The sequence below is a fragment of the Pseudomonas sp. NPDC098740 genome, from assembly GCF_044760065.1.
Classification (GTDB): domain Bacteria; phylum Pseudomonadota; class Gammaproteobacteria; order Pseudomonadales; family Pseudomonadaceae; genus Aquipseudomonas; species Aquipseudomonas rossensis.
The window spans coordinates 36,116-53,009 of sequence record NZ_JBIWAM010000007.1; the positions used below are offsets into that span (position 1 = coordinate 36,116).

Sequence of the window (16,894 nt, forward strand, 5' to 3'; positions counted from 1 at the left end):
GGCTCCGATTTATTGTAATTAGGGACTTTTTAGAGTCTATGCTCTAGAAAGTCAAATGACATCCTGGCACAGCTTTGTTTTATCCACTCGCGGATAGGTCGTAAGATGCCGGTCAACGCACTTTGAATTAAAGCCCAAGCCATGGCCCCTCGGATCAAAACCAGCGAGCGCATCGTGCAGAACAGCCTGGAGCTGTTCAATCAGCAGGGTGAGCGCAGCATCAGCACCAACCACATTGCTGCCCACATGGAAATTTCCCCGGGCAACCTGTACTACCACTTCCCCAACAAGCAGGCGATCATCGCCGTGCTGTTCAGTGAGTACGAAAGCCTTGTGGACAGCTTCCTGCGCCCGCCCCAGGGTCGTGCCGCCACGGTCGAAGACAAGCGCTTCTACCTTCAGGAATTGCTGGCCGCCATGTGGCGCTACCGGTTTTTGCACCGCGATCTGGAGCACCTGCTCGACAGTGATCCGGAGCTGGCCGCCCGTTATCGGCGCTTTTCCCAACGCTGTCTGATCCATGGCACGCACATCTACGCGGGCTTCGTCGAGGCCGGCATCCTGCAAATGGACAAAGTTCAGATCGAATCCCTGACGCTCAATGCCTGGATCATCCTGACGTCCTGGGTGCGTTTTCTGTGCACTACGCGTGAAAATTCCAATCACCTGAGCGAACAGGCCATTAAACGTGGTGTGTATCAGGTGCTGGTGCTTGAGGCCGGTTTTGTCACGGATCAGTCTCGCGGCGCGGTGAATGCGCTGTTCGAGGAGTTTTACGTGCCGCTGGCCCAAGCGCTGGAAGAAGTGGGATAGGAAGTGCAGTAGGATCAACCATCGCCAAAATCGCAGGAGCCCGTTATGCCCATTGCGCAACTGATCAGCCCGCAAGCGTTGGACCTGAAAAAGGAGCAGCCGGGGCTGGTGATTCTGGATTGTCGTTTTGCCCTCGAAGACCCGGATTACGGTCAGCGCAGCTATGCCGAAGGGCATATTGCCGGGTCGAGCTTTTCCGATCTTGAGCGTGATTTGAGCGGGACAGTGGTCAAGGGTGTGACCGGGCGCCATCCGTTGCCTGAACCTGCAGACTTGATCGAACGTCTGCAAGCCTGGGGCGTCAACGCCGACAGCGATGTGATTTTGTACGACGACGGTCCGGGTGCCTACGCGGCGCGGGCCTGGTGGTTGCTGGCCTGGCTGGGCAAACGTGACGGCGTGTTCATTCTGGATGGCGGGCTCAAGGCTTGGCACGCGGCCGGTTTGCCCCTGAGTCTTGATGCGCCGCAGATTGAACGGGGCACCTTCACGGGGTCGCCGGACAACGCGCTGATCTTGAGCGCCGAACAGCTCCAGCAACGTCTCGGCCAACCCGCGCTGACCTTGCTCGATGCCCGCGGATTGCCGCGTTTCAAGGGCGAAGTAGAGCCGATCGACCCGATTGCCGGGCACATCCCCGGCGCGCAATGTGCGGCGTTCACCGACAACCTGGGCAGCGACGGGCGTTTTCTGCCGGCCGATCAGCTCAAGCAGCGTTTTGCCGCGAAGCTCGGTGATCGTTCGCCGACCGATCTGGTGGCGTACTGCGGTTCTGGCGTGACGGCCTGTCACAACCTGTTTGCGTTGTGTCTGGCCGGGTATCCGTTGGGATCGTTGTATGCCGGTTCATGGAGCGAGTGGATCAACGATCCTGCACACGGCATCGCCATCGGCGAATGAAGATCAAAAGATCGCAGCCTGCGGCAGCTCCTACAGTGGAATGTGTACACCTGTAGGAGCTGCCGCAGGCTGCGATCTTTTGATTCTAAAGCCGGGCGCTGCGATATGCGCCCGGCCCGACACCGTAAACCTGCTTGAATTGCCGACTCAGATGACTCTGGTCAGCGAACCCCAACTGCGTCGCCACTTCCAACGGTAAGCAACCATTCTGTAACAGCGCTCGCGCCCGAGCGATGCGCTGCTGCATCAGCCAGGTGTGTGGCGGCATGCCAGTGGCGTGGCGGAACACCCGGGCGAAGTGGAAGGGTGAAAGGTTGACCCGCGGCCAGTTCTTCCAGCGAGCAGTTGGCAGAACCCTTCACCAGATCCGGATCGCGATACAGCGTCGCGCCGAACGCCGGCAAGTTGTTGGTCGGTAGTTCAAGCTCCGCCAACAGCGAGAGAATCTGACCGCTGTCCGGATAGAACGCCCGATACAACCAACCATCCTCCGTGCCTTTATGGCCGGTGTGCAGTTCGTCTGGATTGATCAGCACCAGCGTGCCGCTGCCCGCCAGGTGTTCGGCACCGCGATAACGATAGCGCTGAGCGCAAGCCATGATCATGCCGATCACGTAACCGTCATGCACATGAGGCGCGAAACGGTGTTCGATGTAGCGCGCAGACAATAACTCGACGCCGGCCAACGGCGCTGTTTGCCAGAATCGGATCGACTCGCCCTGATCGACGTCCATGGCCTTACTGGCGACCCACGGCGGTCAGCCATTGCGGGATGCGGCGTTCGAGGTAGTAGCCCGGTTGCCTGAACGAGCCATCGACGAAGCCGACATGCCCCCCCTTGGTCTGTAACTCGAATTGAGTGCAGGCGGACAATTCGTCGGCTTGCGGCAGGCTATGAGGAAATACAAACGGGTCATCGGCCGCTTGAATGATCAGGGTCGGCGTACGAATCTCGCCAAGGAAATAGCGACTCGAAGCGCGGCGATAGTAATCCTCGGCATCGGCAAAACCGTTCAGCGGCGCGGTGACCCGGCCATCGAAATCCCAGAACGTGCGCATGTTCTCCAATGAGCCAAGCGCGGCCAGCGCCGCCAGTCCATCCTCGTGTCCGTCATGCTGAAACTGGCGCTGCTTGTTCTTGATGTAGGCCACCATCTCCCGCATGAAATGCGCCTGATAGACCTTCGAGAAACCCTGGCCGATACGGTCGGCGCATTGATCGAGACGAAACGGCACCGACACCGCCACCGCACCGGCCACGCCACTTTTGCTGCCGGATTCGCCCAAGTGCTTGAGCAACACATTGCCACCCAGGGAATAGCCGACCGCATACAACGGCGCGAGCGGTCGTTGGGCTTTCAGGTGTTTGATGGTTTCGGCCAGGTCTTCACTGGCACCGGAATGGTAGCTGCGCGGCAACAGATTTGGCTCGCCCGAACAGCCGCGCCAGTTCAGTGCGACGCTGGCCCAGCCTTGATCTCCCAGGACTTTTTGCAGGCCAGCCACATAGGGCGAGTTTGACGAACCAGTCAGCCCGTGCAACACCAGCACCAACGGCGCGTCGGCTGTATGAGGGCCGTGCCAGTCGAGATCAAGGAAGTCGCCATCGTCGAGCCAAAGCCGTTCGCGCGTGCGGTCGATATGCGTGGTTTTACGCCACAGCGGCCCCCACAAGGTTTGCAAGTGCGGGTTGCCAAGGCCGATGGCCGGGGTGAAGCGTTCGCTGGGCTGGAGCACGATGTTTCTCTAAAAGGTCAAACAGTCGGCGCCAGGGCCGAAAGTCGTGGCCATGGCGCCTGTGTCCAAAGAAACTAACTTGCCACAATCCCCGTCTCGGCGCGACACATGCTCTGCGGCACCTCGTGGGTCGGGAGGGGCAGAGGTCGTTGTTCTACGGTCGGGCCTACGGTCACCACCGACCATTGGTCCGCGTCAAAGTGCTTGTTCAAGGCTGCTTTGACTTGCGCAACGGTCAATTTCTGAGCTTGTTCGATTGAAAAATCCAGATCGAGCGGCAAGTCGTATTGGTTGATGTTGACCAGTAGATCGAGAATCTGTGAATTGCTGGCGCTGTTCAACGCGCTGCTGCTGCGCAGTTGGCGCAGGGTGTCGTCGAGCTCCTGTTGTGTCGGACCCGTTTGCAAGTAGTCGCGATACATTGACTGCACCAGCTTCACCGCACCTTCGCTGAACTGTGGGTTGGTATTCAGGCTGATGACGGCAGTACCGCCTTCCTGCCAGAGGGTGTTCTTCAGTTCCACGGCATAGGTCAAGCCGCGTTTTTCTCTCAGCTCCGTCATCAGTCGCGAAGAGATATTCTGCCCACCGAAAATCAGGTGGGCCACTCTCAGCGCCATGTAATCGGGGTGCTGCGGTGTCACACCGGGCTGCCCCAGCATGATCTGCGTCTGACTCAGGGGGCGCTCGATATGTCGTGACGTCGCCACACCCTGTCGGCGCGGGACCGGAATCACGGGAGACATTTTGGAACCTGCTGGCAGCGCGTTGAAAACCTGCACGCTCATCGCCTGGGCCTGTTCCAGTGTCAGGTCGCCGACCAGCGTAATCAGCACATTCCCCGCGCTATAGGCTTGCCGATGGAACGCCTGGACCTGTTCCCGAGAGAGCACAGCCAGGCTTTCTTCTGTGCCATAGACTGGTTGGGCATAAGGGTGTCCAGCCATTAGCAGGTCATTCATGGCTTGGGTGAGTTGTGATTCGGGATCCTGCTGCTGAGTCTTGAGGATATTGGTCAATTCTTTTTTGACGTTGACCAGTGCTTTGTCGGTCAGCAGGGGTTGGCCAAGTATCTGGGTAAACAGCAACAGCGCCGGGTCGCGCTTATCGATGGCAGTCAGGCTGCGCAAGGACAATGAGGCCCGATCCTGCTCGATTATCATTTTGGTTTTTGCGCCAAGGCCATCAAAGGTTTCGGTAATCGCTGATAGATCCTTGCCCGCTACGTCTTCGTTAAGCATGCTGAACGTCGTTGCCGCCAGACCGGAATGCTCACCATCTCGTGTGCTGCCGGCAGGGAAACTGACATGCAGGTCGAACATCGGCAGTTCTGGAGTGCGAATAAACAGCACCTTGCCACCGGCCGGCGATTTCCAACCGTGGATTTTCAGTGTGCGCGAGGCTGCTGCCTGCGCGTCCAGCTCTGCCAGAGATTGCAGGCGTGGAGACTGAACCACAGCAGGAAGCTGTGGTTCGGTGTCGGCCAAGGCCAGACAGCCTTGCAGGCCTCCGATCACTAACAGCCACAGTGTCACGCAGGTGACCTTATTCATTATTTTTCTCCACGAGGACATGGGCGGTGCTCAGGCGTTGTCGGGTCAGGTACGTCCGCGCGACGTGCTGAATGTCTGCGGGGGTTACCTGATTCAGTTCATTGACATCCTCTTCCATCAGTCGCCAGGAAAGGCCGATGCTCTCTAGTGCACCGAGGTGATCCGCCTGATTTTCAATGTTGTCGCGGTTGTAGATCTGCTCGGCGATCAGCAGGGTGCGGGCGCGCTCCAGTTCGACGCTGTCGGGCGGTGCGGACTTTAGTTCGTCGAGCAGTTCCCAGATGCGGGCCTGTGCTTGATCAAGGCTTTCGTTGCGTTGACTGTGGAGCTGGGCGGTGAGGGTAAGAACACTGTCACCTCGATAGAGCGCGTTGTATTTGGACGAGGTGCTGGAAAACAACCTGTCGGTAAACTGCAGGCTTTTACGCAGGCGTGCGCTGCTCGAGCCGGCCAGCAAGGTGTTGAGCAGCCTTAATGCATGTACCGTTCGACGATTTTCGACGGTGGCAAGGCTCGGGACATTGAACGACATGATCAATCGAGGCGCCGGGATCGCCTGGTGCAGAATGATTTTCCGCTCCCCGGGCTCGGCCAACTCCATCGATGTCCTTGCCGCGACAAACGGTCTCGCCGCAAGTACGCCGAAGTAGCGCTCGACCAGAGGCTTCACCTTTTCCAGCGTGACGTCACCGACAATGACGAGCGTGGCATTACCGGGGGCGTAGTGGGTCTGGTACCAGTGACGCACGTCATCAGCGTTCAAGCGTTGCAAGTCGTGCATCCAGCCGATGATTGGCGCGCCATAGCTGCTGGCGGGAAAGGCGATGCTGGTGAGGCGGTGTTGCGCGATTGCGTCGGGATCATCGTCGACCCGTAGTCGCCTTTCTTCCTGAATGACGGCCAGTTCCGGAATGAAATCCTCGGCTCGCAAATGAGCCGTCGAGATCATGTCGGCCATCAACTCGAAGGCGACACCCAACTGGTGAGGCTGCATGGTCTGGTAGTAGGTGGTGACGTCCTTGTCGGTAAAGGCGTTATGTGAAGCGCCCAGCTTGTCCAGAATGGCGGAAGCTTCACCTGTACAGGTCTTGCTGCTGCCTTTGTAGAGCATGTGCTCCAGCGCGTGGGACAAGCCGGACTTCCCCGGCGGTTCATCGCTGGAGCCGACCTTGAGCCAGAGTTGTGAGGTCACCACTGGGGCGCGATGGTCCTCGCGCACCACAACTTTCAGGCCGTTGCTTAACGTGAATTCGTGGGTCGGTTGTGCGGGTTCGGCCAGTGCCGTGAAGGGCAGTAACCAGGAAAAGAGCAGCATCCTGCTGCGGGAGATGTTCATCCGTGTTCATCCTCAGTGGTTTACGGAAATTGCGTAAACCACTGTGGAGACTTGGACGAGGCCGTTGGCGGTAACTATTTACCGCACTTGATGCCTTGTATCACGCTACGTCGCGATGACAGTTCAGTTTGCCAGCGGGCTGCGCTGCCACAACGCGTAATACACTCGCCCGGATTTCTGCTCCCGGTGCAGGCGCCAGTTACCCGGCAAGCCAAGCGCCGACGGTGCGTTTTCGCTTTCGGTGTAGACCCAGGCGTCATCGGCCAGCCATTGGCGCTCTTCGAGCAAGGCGCAAACGCCCGGCAACAGGTTCTGGTTGAAAGGCGGATCGAGGAACACCAGGTCGTACGCAGTCGCTGTCTGGGTTTCCAGGTAGCGCAGGGCGTCGGCAGTCTGCACCTGGCCGGTGGTGCAGCGCAGTGTGCCCAGATGTTCCTTGATGCTGGCGACCGCGATGTTACTGGCGTCCAGCGCCTGACCCATGGCCGCGCCACGGGACAAGGCTTCGAGGAACAACGCGCCGCTGCCGGCGAACGGGTCCAGAACCTTGGCGCCAGCGACATACGGCGCGAGCCAGTTGAACAGGGTTTCACGCACCCGGTCCGGGGTCGGACGCAAGCCCGGTGCATCAGGGAAGCTCAGCTTTCGGCTGCCCCATTCACCACCAATGATGCGCAGTTGGTTCACGCCGTTATGGACGTTGTGTACGGGTTTTTTAGGACGAGTGGCCATTAATGCTCCGGAACCCCGAGCGGTTGCTCGGCAGGTTTATCAGTTGGGGCCGGTAACGGCTTTTGCGGCACGGTCGGGCCAGCGCTGATGATGACCATTTTGTCCGTGCTCAAGTGTTTGTTCAGTGCGGTTTTGACCTGCTCGACCGTCAGGCTCTGGGACTCGCGCATAAAGTCATCCAGATAGCTCAGCGGCAGGTTGTAAAAACCCATGGCGCCGAGTTGGCCGACGATATCGGCGTTGCTGGCGGTGGACAGCGGGAAGCTGCCGGCCAGTTCACGCTTGGCGTCGTCGAGTTCTTTCTGGGTCGGGCCGGTTTTAAGGTAGTCGGCGAGCACGTCCTGCACCAGTTTCAGCGTGCCTTCGCTCATCTCCGCGCGGGTTTGCAAGTTGATCATGAACGGACCGCGAGCCTGCATCGGGGAAAAGCCCGAATACACGCCGTAAGCCAGGCCGCGTTTCTCGCGCACTTCGCTCATCAACCGGGTGCCGAAGCCACCGCCGCCAAGAATCTGGTTGCCCAAGGACAGTGCCGCGTAGTCCGGGTCGTCACGGTCGATGCCCAATTGCGCGAGCATCAGGTTGGTCTGCTTGGACGGAAACTCGATGTGACCGATGCTGGCTTTCGGTTCCGCCGGTTGCGGGATTTTCGCCAGCTCCGGGCCTTTTGGCAGCGCGCTGGAGACTTGTGCGGCGATCGCTTCGGCCTCGGAGCGAGACAGGTCGCCCACCAGCGCAATCACCATGTTGCCAGCCGCATAGGCCTTCTCATGGAACGCGCGCATCTGTGCCACGGTAATCGCCGGAACGGTTTTCGCCGTGCCGTCGCTGGAGTGTGCGTACGGATGATCGCCGTACAGACGGTTCATCAGCTCCAGGCTCGCGAGTTTGCCGGGGTTCTGCTTCTGGTACTCGAAACCGGCGAGCATCTGGTTCTTGATGCGCGCAAAGGAATCGGCAGGGAAGGTCGGTTTGCCGATGACTTCAGAGAACAACTTCAGGGCCGGTTCGCGTTTGTCCGCGGCACTGAGGCTGCGCAGGGAAGCCAGTGCCATGTCTTTAAATGCGCCGTTGCCAAAGTCTGCGCCCAGGCCTTCGAAGCCCTGAGCGATGGCACCGACATCTTTGCCGGCCACACCTTCGTTAAGCATGGCGTTGGTCAGCACGGAGAGGCCAGGTGCGTCGCCGTCCTGGCTGCTGCCGGCGGCGAAGATCAGTCGCATGTCGAACATCGGCAGCTCCCGGGCTTCAACGAACAGCACCTTGGCGCCCTCGGCGGTTTTCCAGGTCTGCACGTCCAGGGTGCGGTGACTTGGCGCTTTGCCGTCGAGTTCGGCCAGTGATTGCAGTTTCTGGCTGGCCTTGGCCTTGTCGAGGGCTTCGCTGGCCTTGGATTCGTCGGTCTTTGAAAAGTAGAACGCGGCAGACCCGATCAAGGCGACAGCGATCAAGCCAATCAGCGCCAGGCGCGGTTTTTTACGCTCACTCATGAGTCGTCTCCTCTGGCAATACATGGGCGACGCTGAGACGTTCGCGGGTGAAATACAGCTTGGCGGCTTTCTGGATGTCTTGCGGGGTCACGCTTTCCAGCTCGGCGAGTTCGGTGTCCATCAGCTTCCAGGACAGGCCGACGGTTTCCAGTTGGCCAATAGCGGTGGCCTGGCTGGTGATCGAGTCACGCTCGTAGACCAGGCCTGCGATGACCTGCGCGCGGACGCGTTCCAGTTCTTCAGCGGACGGCGCGGTGGTTTTCAGCTGTTCGAGCAGCTTCCACAGGCCAGCTTCAGCCTGAGCCATGGTTTTGTTTTTCTGGGTATTGGGCGTTGCCGACAAGGTGAACAGGCTGTCGCCCCGGGTATAGGCGTCGTAGCTCGATGAGCCGCCGGACACCAGCTCTTCGCCGCGCTCCAATTGCGTCGGGATACGGCCGCTGTAGCCGCCGTCGAGCAAGGCGGAGATCAGGCGCAAGGCATTGACCATGCGTTTGTCTTCGGCGGTGGCGATGCTCGGCACGTTGAAGCCCAGCATCAGGCTTGGCAGTTGAGTCTGCACGTGCAGGGTGATCTGCCGCTCGCCGGGTTCGGCCAGTTCCAGCGGGATTTTCGCCGGTGGCACGTCGCGCTTGGCGATCGGGCCGAAGTAGCGCTGGGCCAGGGTTTTGACCTCGTCCGGGGTCACGTCGCCCACCACCACCAACGTGGCGTTGTTTGGCACGTACCAGGATTGGTACCAGTGGCGCAGCTCTTCGACTTTCATGCGGTCCAGGTCAGCCATCCAGCCGATGGTCGGCGTGTGGTAACCGCTGGCCGGGTAGGCCATGGCCTTGAAGCGTTCGTAAGCCTTGGACATCGGTTTGTCGTCGGTGCGCAGGCGACGTTCTTCTTTAATCACTTCGATCTCGCGGGCGAACTCGTCGGCCGGCAGGCGCAGGCTGGCCATGCGGTCGGCTTCCAGCTCGAAGGCCACACCGAGGCGGTCGCGGGCAAGCACCTGGTAATACGCCGTGAAGTCATCGCTGGTGAACGCGTTCTCTTCGGCGCCGAGGTCGCGCAGGATCAGCGAAGCTTCGCCGGGGCCGACTTTCTCGCTGCCCTTGAACATCATGTGTTCCAGTGCGTGGGACAAACCGGTCTGACCCGGGGTCTCGTAGCTGGAGCCGACCTTGTACCAGACTTGGGAAACCACCACCGGCGCACGATGGTCTTCGCGCACGACGACCTTCAGGCCGTTATCGAGGGTGAATTCGTGAGTGGGTTGTGGATCGGCAGCCAGGGCCGAGAGGGGCAGACAAACTGTGCTGAACAGCAGGCCTGCAGCGCGGCGGGCTAGAGCATTCATTCGTTTTTAAACCTTTGGGGCTGCCCGCTTGTTCTTAGCGTCAGCGGGCGAGAGGGTGCTAGGATACTGATCCGTTTTACTGGCGGCCACGCCTATCAGGCCTTTGATCGGCCGGAAGGTTGCATGGGTTACCTGCGGAAGCTTTGAGTTTGTCAGCTAAACTCTGCGTTTTCGCCGACGATGCCGTTCCAGTCCTTCGTATTAGTCGACCTTTGAGGTGCTGTTTGCACCTCGACAAAATGTTGCGCGTGAACAAGCTGGGTCAATCGCAGTCTGTTCTGCATCGAATATTTATTTGCCGGGGCGCCCTTTGGCGCGTCGCTACCGTGAGATAGCCGTCCTCCATGTTTGGTTCCAACGACGACAAGAAAGCCCCAGCTGCGGCTGGTGAGAAGAAAAGCCTGTTCGGATGGCTGCGCAAAAAGCCGCAGGAACCCGTCGTCGAACAGCCACAACCACTTCCTGAGCCAACGCCTGCGCCGGTAATAGAAGAAGAGCCCGCGCCGATTGTCTTGCCGATCGCCGAGCCGGTGCTGCAACCGGTCACCGAGCCTGAGCCTGATGTCGTCGCCGAAGTCGTGGCCCAGGTACCGCTCACACCCGTTGCCGAGCCATGGCTGACGTTGCCAGTGGCGGAAGAGCCGGTGGCATTGGTCGTAGATGAGCTGGCGCCGCACGTTACACCGCCGATTCCAGCGCCGACTGCGTTTGCTCCTGAGCCCGTTCAAGCGCCAGTGGTTGAGCCGGTTGTCGCGCCAGTGGTGGTGGCCGAGCCTGAACCGGTTGTTCCGGAGCCTGTGGTGCCCGCATTCGTTGCTCCGATTGCTCCGGTTGTTCAAGCGCCGGCACCGGTCGTCGCTCCCGTTGCCGCCGCACCTGTCCTTCCCGTCGAAGCGCCTGCCGAGCCCGCGCGCACCGAAGAAACCAAAGCCGGTTTCTTCGCCCGCCTGAAACAGGGCTTGTCCAAGACCAGCGCCAGCATCGGCGAAGGCATGGCCAGCCTGTTCCTGGGCAAGAAGATCATCGATGACGAGCTGCTCGAAGACATCGAAACCCGCCTGCTGACCGCCGACGTTGGCGTCGAGGCGACTTCGGTGATCATTCAGCGTCTGACCCAGAAGGTCGCCCGTAAAGAATTGGCCGATGCCGATGCGCTGTACAAATCCCTGCAAGCGGAACTGGCGGCCATGCTCAAGCCGGTCGAGCAACCGCTGAAAATCGCTTCGCAGACCAAGCCGTTCGTAATCCTGGTCGTCGGCGTCAACGGTGCCGGCAAGACCACCACCATCGGCAAACTGGCGAAGAAGCTGCAGCTCGAAGGCAAGAAAGTCATGCTCGCGGCCGGCGATACCTTCCGCGCCGCCGCCGTCGAACAATTGCAGGTCTGGGGCGAGCGCAACAAAATCCCGGTCATCGCCCAGCACACTGGCGCTGACTCGGCTTCGGTTATCTTCGATGCCGTGCAAGCGGCCAAGGCCCGTGGCATCGACGTATTGATCGCCGACACCGCCGGTCGTTTGCACACCAAAGACAATTTGATGGAAGAGTTGAAGAAGGTTCGCCGGGTAATTGGCAAACTCGACGCCGATGCGCCGCACGAAGTGCTGTTGGTGCTCGATGCCGGCACTGGCCAGAACGCGATCAACCAGGCCAAACAATTCAACCAGACCGTCGAACTGACTGGCCTGGCGCTGACCAAGCTCGATGGCACCGCCAAAGGCGGGGTGATTTTCGCCCTCGCCAAGCAGTTTGGCTTGCCGATTCGCTACATCGGCGTCGGTGAAGGCATCGATGATTTGCGTACTTTTGAAGCAGAACCCTTTGTCCAGGCACTGTTTGCCGAGCGGGAGCGTTCATGATTCGTTTCGAACAGGTCGGTAAACGCTACCCGAACGGCCACGTCGGCTTGCATGAGCTGAGCTTTCGAGTCCGTCGGGGCGAGTTTTTGTTTGTGACCGGCCACTCTGGTGCCGGTAAAAGCACTTTGTTGCGCCTGCTGCTGGCGATGGAGCGTCCGACCACCGGCAAATTGCTGCTGGCCGGGCAAGACCTGAGCACCATCAGCAACGCGCAGATTCCTTACCTGCGGCGCCAGATCGGTGTGGTGTTCCAGAATCACCAACTGCTGTTCGATCGCACGGTGTTCAACAACATCGCGCTGCCTTTGCAGATCCTTGGGCTGTCCAAGGCCGAGATCGCCAAGCGCGTGGATTCGGCGCTCGAGCGCGTGGCACTGTCGGACAAGACCGACTTATACCCTGGCGACCTGTCCACCGGTCAGCAACAGCGCGTCGGCATCGCCCGCGCCATCGTTCACCGCCCGGCCTTGCTGCTGGCGGACGAACCGACCGGTAACCTCGATCCACGTCTGGCGGCAGAAATCATGGGCGTGTTCGAAGACATCAACCGTTTGGGCACCAGCGTGTTGATTGCCAGTCACGACCTGGCACTGATCGCCCGCATGCGCCACCGCATGCTGACCCTGCAACGTGGCCGATTGATCGGCGACGGGGAGGCCGGCGTATGAGTGCGACACGCAGCCCCAAGGTTTCCGAGCGCGTGGCCCCCAAGGCTGCCGACCAGCAGCCGCAGAAGAAAAAACGCGACGATGATGACGGCCCGGATTTCGCCACACTGTTTCGTGCCTGGGTCGAGAGTCATCGCGCCAGTCTGCTCGATAGCTTGCGTCGTTTGGGCAAGCAGCCCATCGGTAGCTTCTTCACCTGCATGGTGATGGCGGTTGCCCTGAGTTTGCCGATGGGCCTGTCACTTTTGCTAAGTAACGTCGAGCGTCTTGGCGGTTCCTGGCAGCGTGCGGCGCAGATTTCCCTGTACCTGCAAATCGAGGCCAGCCCCGCTGAAGGCGAGTCGTTGCGCGAGCAGATCAAAGGCATGCCTGGCGTAGCTGATGCTGAATATGTCGGCCGCGATCAGGCGCTGGAAGAGTTCCAGCAGCAGTCCGGTTTGGGCGAAGCGCTCAAGGAGTTGCCGGAAAACCCGCTGCCGGGCGTGGTTTTGGTGACGCCGACCGAAGTCGACAAGCCGGCCCTTGAAGCATTACGACAAAAACTTTCCGAGTTGCCCAAGGTACAACAGGCGCAACTTGATCTAGTCTGGGTCGAGCGTCTGGCAGCGATCCTCAAGCTGGGTGACCGTTTTGTCTTCGGTCTGACCGTGCTTTTGGTTTCTGCATTACTTTTGGTGATAGGCAATACCATTCGTCTTCATATTGAAAACCGCCGCACAGAGATAGAAGTGATTAAACTCGTCGGCGGCACTGACAGCTATGTGCGCAGGCCCTTTCTGTATATGGGTGCGCTTTATGGCTTCGGTGCGGGGATTCTTTCCTGGGGCGTATTGGCGTTCGGCCTTGATTGGCTGAACGACGCAGTGGTTGGGCTGGCCGGTCTGTACGGCAGTGATTTTGCGCTGGCCGGAGTGCCAGTTGCCGACGGTCTGTCTCTCTTGCTTGGCGCGGTGCTGTTGGGGTATATCGGTGCATGGATTGCAGTCGCACGCCACCTGAGGGAGCTTGCGCCTAAGTAGTATCATTTTGCTCGTATTGACCTTTCAGCGTTTATGGGAACTTGTCTTTCGGTTTCCGGTCAATTTTCGCAGTGCTGAACTGCACGAGTTATGTAAGTCGGAGGTTTTTTCGTATGACCAATTCTTTGCAACCTGCATATGCTCTGGTCCCGGGTGCGAACCTGGAGGCCTATGTGCACACCGTGAACAGCATTCCATTGCTGACGCCGGAGCAGGAGCGTGAACTGGCCGAGAGTCTCTATTATGAGCAGGATTTGGGGGCGGCTCGGCAGATGGTGCTCGCCCACCTGCGTTTTGTCGTACATATCGCCCGTAGCTATTCCGGCTACGGTCTGGCTCAGGCTGACCTGATCCAGGAAGGCAACGTCGGCCTGATGAAGGCCGTGAAGCGCTTCAACCCGGAAATGGGTGTGCGTCTGGTTTCGTTCGCTGTGCACTGGATCAAGGCGGAAATCCACGAGTTCATCCTGCGCAACTGGCGCATTGTGAAAGTCGCGACCACCAAGGCCCAGCGCAAGCTGTTCTTCAACCTGCGCAGCCAGAAGAAACGTCTGGCGTGGCTGAACAACGAGGAAGTCCACCGTGTGGCGGAAAGCCTCGGCGTAGAGCCGCGGGAAGTGCGTGAGATGGAAAGTCGCCTGACCGGCCATGACATGGCCTTCGACCCGGCCGCGGAAGCGGACGACGACAGTGCTTTCCAATCGCCGGCCAACTACCTGGAAGACCACCGGTACGACCCGGCCCGTCAGCTGGAAGATGCCGACTGGAGCGACAACTCCAACCACAACCTGCATGAAGCGCTTGAAGTGCTGGACGACCGCAGCCGTGACATCCTCTACCAGCGCTGGCTGGCGGAAGAAAAAGCCACGCTGCATGACCTGGCGCAGAAGTACAACGTGTCGGCCGAGCGTATTCGTCAGCTCGAGAAGAGCGCGATGAACAAGCTCAAGTTGTCGATCGCCGCCTAACCGCAGCTCAGGCAATAAAAAACGCCCCGATCATTGATTGATCGGGGCGTTTTTGTTTGAGATCAAAAGATCGCCGCCTTCGGCAGCTCCTACAGGGGAGCGCGTACACCTGAGCTGCCGAAGGCTGCGATCTTTTGACGTTTGGGGTCATTGAGCCCAAGGCGCGTGGCGAGAATCATTGAGCCCCAGCAAATAGCTGTCACCGCCCAACTGACTCATCTGCTGCCGAATCCAGCCCGCACGTCGTGCAACATAGTTGGTCGGATGGCTCGCACTCCACACCCGCGGATTTGGCAATACGGCGGCCAGCAAGCTCGATTGTTGACGGCTAAGACCCTTGGCGCCAACACCAAAGTGATGCCGAGCCGCCGCTTCCGCGCCAAACACCCCGTCATCCCACTCGACACTGTTGAGGTACACCTCAAGAATTCGCTGCTTGGGCCAGAACACTTCGATCAGCCCGGTAAACCAGGCTTCCAGGCCTTTGCGTAGCCAGCTGCGGCCGGACCACAGAAACAGATTCTTCGAGACCTGCTGGCTCAGGGTGCTGGCGCCGCGAATCGTTCCACCGAGTTCGTTGTGGGCCAGTGCGGCCTGGATCGCGCCAAAGTCAAAACCCCAATGCTCCGGGAATTTCTGATCCTCGCCGGCAATCACCGCGACTTTCAGGTCATCGGAGATTTCATCCCAAGGTTTCCAGGTACGTTGCAGGTCGATGGGCTCGCCGTCGAACCAGGATTCGACCTTGCGCTCGACCATCAGCGCCGTCCCCGGTGGCGGTACCACGCGAAAGATCAGCACCAGCAATACGCTGCCACCCGCGAACCAGAGCAGGGCCTTCGTGAATCGTCGCAAAAATATACGCAGCATAGAGATGGCTTGGCCGAACCCGTCGAGCGGGCCATTATACAGACCCTGTGGATCGAGTCTGACTGGAGTTCTTCATGCTGCGTGGCTTCCTGATGCTGGCTGCTTTTTTCGGCTTCACCGGTGTTGCCTTGGGCGCATTCGCCGCCCACGGCCTGAAAAACCGCCTGAGCGCCGAGTACCTGGCGATTTTCCATACGGGCGTCACCTATCAACTGGTGCACACCCTGGCGTTGCTGGGTGTAGCGCTGCTCGCCACGCAGATTCCCGGTCGACTGATTACCTGGGCCGGCGCATCATTTGCTATTGGCATTCTGTTGTTTTCCGGCAGCCTGTACCTGCTGACGGTGACAGGCATCAGCAAGCTCGGGATCGTTACGCCCTTCGGTGGCCTGGCATTTCTGGTCGGCTGGTTCTGCCTGGGGCTTGCCGCCTGGCGGTTGAGCTGACCGAGCAGTCCATTTCATGACGAATGGCTTGGGTCGCCAAGACTGATCGGGCTAGAATGCCAGCCCCTAAAAATGATGGCGGCATTCGGCATGCGCATTCAGTTGAACGGCGAATCCCTTGAACTGCCCGACGGTGAAACCGTTGCGGCCCTGCTGACCCGTCTGGAACTGACTGGACGTCGGGTGGCGGTCGAACTCAATCTGGATATCGTCCCGCGCAGCCAGCACGCAGAAACCACGCTGAACGACGGCGATTCCGTCGAAGTGGTTCACGCTATCGGCGGCGGCTAGTCGTCCGGCCCTTAAGGGCACAGAATTCTGCAAGAACCTCACCCCTACAGAGGATTTCCCATGAGCATCGTTCGTAGCGACAAGCCCTTCGTTCTGGCCGGTCGTACTTACCAGTCGCGTTTGCTGGTAGGCACCGGCAAGTACCGCGACATGGAAGAAACCCGCCTGGCCATCGAAGCCTCGGGTGCCGAGATCGTCACCTTCGCCGTGCGCCGCACCAACCTCGGCCAGAACCCGGGCGAACCGAACCTGCTCGAAGTCCTGTCGCCGGATCGCTACACCTTCCTGCCTAACACCGCCGGTTGCTTCGACGCTACCGAGGCTGTGCGCACCTGCCGCCTGGCCCGTGAGCTGCTCGGCGGGCACAACCTGGTGAAGCTGGAAGTACTGGCCGACCAGAAAACCCTGTTCCCCAACGTGATCGAAACCCTCAAGGCCGCCGAAGTGCTGGTCAAGGAAGGTTTCGACGTGATGGTCTACACCAGCGATGACCCGATCATCGCCCGTCAACTGGCGGAAATCGGCGTTATCGCGGTCATGCCGCTGGCCGGCCTGATCGGCACGGGCCTGGGGATCTGCAACCCGTACAACCTGCAGATCATCCTCGAAGAAGCCAAGATCCCGGTGTTGGTGGATGCCGGTGTCGGCACCGCTTCCGACGCCACCATCGCCATGGAACTGGGCTGCGAAGCGGTGCTGATGAACTCGGCCATCGCCCATGCCCAGCAGCCGATCATGATGGCTGAAGCCATGAAACACGCCATCGTTGCAGGTCGCTTGGCCTACCTCGCCGGCCGCATGCCGAAAAAACTCTATGCCAGCGCCTCCTCGCCGCTGGATGGTCTGATCAAGTAAGAGCCATTG

16 protein-coding genes and 1 pseudogene are annotated in these 16,894 nt (G+C 59.7%); 9 read left to right on the forward strand and 8 right to left on the reverse strand.

What is annotated here, in order from left to right:
- Positions 1 to 141 precede the first annotated feature (141 nt).
- Positions 142 to 813, forward strand: coding sequence for a TetR/AcrR family transcriptional regulator (locus ACIQU2_RS10840; protein WP_347802115.1), 672 nt, complete (start codon positions 142 to 144; stop codon positions 811 to 813).
- A gap of 45 nt (positions 814 to 858) precedes the next feature.
- Positions 859 to 1,713 carry a sulfurtransferase gene (locus tag ACIQU2_RS10845; protein WP_403140437.1) on the forward strand — a complete coding sequence of 285 codons (855 nt, stop codon included), beginning with the start codon at positions 859 to 861 and terminating at the stop codon, positions 1,711 to 1,713.
- Positions 1,714 to 1,798: 85 nt separating this feature from the next.
- On the opposite strand, the pseudogene ACIQU2_RS10850 reads toward ACIQU2_RS10845, so the two are convergent.
- The 7 genes and pseudogenes from ACIQU2_RS10850 to ACIQU2_RS10880 form a co-directional block, all read right to left on the reverse strand.
- Positions 1,799 to 2,447 (reverse strand): annotated as a pseudogene (locus ACIQU2_RS10850) (AraC family transcriptional regulator).
- Positions 2,448 to 2,451: 4 nt separating this feature from the next.
- Positions 2,452 to 3,450 (reverse strand): hydrolase, encoded by a 999-nt coding sequence (locus ACIQU2_RS10855; RefSeq protein WP_403140438.1) that lies wholly within the window; start codon positions 3,448 to 3,450, stop codon positions 2,452 to 2,454.
- Positions 3,451 to 3,524: 74 nt separating this feature from the next.
- On the reverse strand, positions 3,525 to 5,003 hold the full coding sequence (locus ACIQU2_RS10860) for a pitrilysin family protein (protein WP_347802112.1): 1,479 nt from the start codon (positions 5,001 to 5,003) through the stop codon (positions 3,525 to 3,527).
- Positions 4,996 to 6,339: a M16 family metallopeptidase gene (locus ACIQU2_RS10865; protein WP_403140440.1), complete on the reverse strand. Its 1,344-nt coding sequence runs from the start codon at positions 6,337 to 6,339 to the stop codon at positions 4,996 to 4,998. Before ACIQU2_RS10865 ends, ACIQU2_RS10860 begins: the two co-directional genes overlap by 8 nt.
- Positions 6,340 to 6,462: 123 nt before the next feature.
- Positions 6,463 to 7,071: a 16S rRNA (guanine(966)-N(2))-methyltransferase RsmD gene (gene rsmD, locus ACIQU2_RS10870; RefSeq protein WP_347802110.1), complete on the reverse strand. Its 609-nt coding sequence runs from the start codon at positions 7,069 to 7,071 to the stop codon at positions 6,463 to 6,465.
- Positions 7,071 to 8,561, reverse strand: coding sequence for a M16 family metallopeptidase (locus ACIQU2_RS10875; protein WP_403140442.1), 1,491 nt, complete (start codon positions 8,559 to 8,561; stop codon positions 7,071 to 7,073). Before ACIQU2_RS10875 ends, rsmD begins: the two co-directional genes overlap by 1 nt.
- Positions 8,554 to 9,909 (reverse strand): M16 family metallopeptidase, encoded by a 1,356-nt coding sequence (locus ACIQU2_RS10880; protein WP_403140445.1) that lies wholly within the window; start codon positions 9,907 to 9,909, stop codon positions 8,554 to 8,556. The genes ACIQU2_RS10875 and ACIQU2_RS10880 overlap by 8 nt, the downstream gene beginning before the upstream one ends.
- Before the next feature lie 344 nt (positions 9,910 to 10,253).
- Here ACIQU2_RS10880 and ftsY point away from each other — a divergent pair, with 344 nt between their 5' ends.
- From ftsY to rpoH, 4 genes are all read left to right on the forward strand, one after another.
- Complete coding sequence (ftsY, locus tag ACIQU2_RS10885) at positions 10,254 to 11,768, forward strand: signal recognition particle-docking protein FtsY (RefSeq protein ID WP_403140446.1); 1,515 nt, start codon at positions 10,254 to 10,256, stop codon at positions 11,766 to 11,768.
- On the forward strand, positions 11,765 to 12,436 hold the full coding sequence (gene ftsE, locus ACIQU2_RS10890; RefSeq protein WP_008152655.1) for a cell division ATP-binding protein FtsE: 672 nt from the start codon (positions 11,765 to 11,767) through the stop codon (positions 12,434 to 12,436). The genes ftsY and ftsE overlap by 4 nt, the downstream gene beginning before the upstream one ends.
- Positions 12,433 to 13,455: a permease-like cell division protein FtsX gene (gene ftsX / locus ACIQU2_RS10895; protein WP_403140449.1), complete on the forward strand. Its 1,023-nt coding sequence runs from the start codon at positions 12,433 to 12,435 to the stop codon at positions 13,453 to 13,455. Before ftsE ends, ftsX begins: the two co-directional genes overlap by 4 nt.
- 113 nt (positions 13,456 to 13,568) lie before the next feature.
- Positions 13,569 to 14,423 (forward strand): RNA polymerase sigma factor RpoH, encoded by an 855-nt coding sequence (gene rpoH, locus ACIQU2_RS10900; protein ID WP_007897890.1) that lies wholly within the window; start codon positions 13,569 to 13,571, stop codon positions 14,421 to 14,423.
- 147 nt (positions 14,424 to 14,570) lie between these two features.
- Here rpoH and mtgA read toward each other — a convergent pair whose 3' ends face one another.
- On the reverse strand, positions 14,571 to 15,293 hold the full coding sequence (gene mtgA / locus ACIQU2_RS10905; RefSeq protein ID WP_403140450.1) for a monofunctional biosynthetic peptidoglycan transglycosylase: 723 nt from the start codon (positions 15,291 to 15,293) through the stop codon (positions 14,571 to 14,573).
- A gap of 74 nt (positions 15,294 to 15,367) precedes the next feature.
- Between mtgA and ACIQU2_RS10910 the strand changes: the two genes are divergently transcribed.
- The 3 genes from ACIQU2_RS10910 (at position 15,368) to ACIQU2_RS10920 (ending at position 16,885) form a co-directional block, all read left to right on the forward strand.
- Positions 15,368 to 15,739 carry a DUF423 domain-containing protein gene (locus ACIQU2_RS10910; protein ID WP_403140451.1) on the forward strand — a complete coding sequence of 124 codons (372 nt, stop codon included), beginning with the start codon at positions 15,368 to 15,370 and terminating at the stop codon, positions 15,737 to 15,739.
- A gap of 90 nt (positions 15,740 to 15,829) precedes the next feature.
- The gene (thiS, locus tag ACIQU2_RS10915) at positions 15,830 to 16,030 is read left to right on the forward strand and encodes a sulfur carrier protein ThiS (protein ID WP_007897898.1); all 201 of its coding nucleotides are present in this window, start codon (positions 15,830 to 15,832) and stop codon (positions 16,028 to 16,030) included.
- 60 nt (positions 16,031 to 16,090) lie between these two features.
- Positions 16,091 to 16,885 carry a thiazole synthase gene (locus tag ACIQU2_RS10920; protein WP_008068101.1) on the forward strand — a complete coding sequence of 265 codons (795 nt, stop codon included), beginning with the start codon at positions 16,091 to 16,093 and terminating at the stop codon, positions 16,883 to 16,885.
- Positions 16,886 to 16,894 lie beyond the last annotated feature (9 nt).

Bases quoted from the DNA above. Each gene is read 5' to 3' on its own strand.
- ACIQU2_RS10865 (WP_403140440.1), bottom strand. From the start codon at position 6,339: ATGAACATCTCCCGCAGCAGGATGCTGCTCTTTTCCTGGTTACTGCCC.
- ACIQU2_RS10920 (WP_008068101.1), top strand. From the start codon at position 16,091: ATGAGCATCGTTCGTAGCGACAAGCCCTTCGTTCTGGCCGGTCGTACT.
- ftsE (WP_008152655.1), top strand. From the start codon at position 11,765: ATGATTCGTTTCGAACAGGTCGGTAAACGCTACCCGAACGGCCACGTC.
- thiS (WP_007897898.1), top strand. From the start codon at position 15,830: ATGCGCATTCAGTTGAACGGCGAATCCCTTGAACTGCCCGACGGTGAA.
- rsmD (WP_347802110.1), bottom strand. From the start codon at position 7,071: ATGGCCACTCGTCCTAAAAAACCCGTACACAACGTCCATAACGGCGTG.
- ftsY (WP_403140446.1), top strand. From the start codon at position 10,254: ATGTTTGGTTCCAACGACGACAAGAAAGCCCCAGCTGCGGCTGGTGAG.
- ACIQU2_RS10845 (WP_403140437.1), top strand. From the start codon at position 859: ATGCCCATTGCGCAACTGATCAGCCCGCAAGCGTTGGACCTGAAAAAG.
- ftsX (WP_403140449.1), top strand. From the start codon at position 12,433: ATGAGTGCGACACGCAGCCCCAAGGTTTCCGAGCGCGTGGCCCCCAAG.
- mtgA (WP_403140450.1), bottom strand. From the start codon at position 15,293: ATGCTGCGTATATTTTTGCGACGATTCACGAAGGCCCTGCTCTGGTTC.
- ACIQU2_RS10880 (WP_403140445.1), bottom strand. From the start codon at position 9,909: ATGAATGCTCTAGCCCGCCGCGCTGCAGGCCTGCTGTTCAGCACAGTT.
- rpoH (WP_007897890.1), top strand. From the start codon at position 13,569: ATGACCAATTCTTTGCAACCTGCATATGCTCTGGTCCCGGGTGCGAAC.
- ACIQU2_RS10860 (WP_347802112.1), bottom strand. From the start codon at position 5,003: ATGAATAAGGTCACCTGCGTGACACTGTGGCTGTTAGTGATCGGAGGC.
- ACIQU2_RS10875 (WP_403140442.1), bottom strand. From the start codon at position 8,561: ATGAGTGAGCGTAAAAAACCGCGCCTGGCGCTGATTGGCTTGATCGCT.
- ACIQU2_RS10840 (WP_347802115.1), top strand. From the start codon at position 142: ATGGCCCCTCGGATCAAAACCAGCGAGCGCATCGTGCAGAACAGCCTG.
- ACIQU2_RS10910 (WP_403140451.1), top strand. From the start codon at position 15,368: ATGCTGCGTGGCTTCCTGATGCTGGCTGCTTTTTTCGGCTTCACCGGT.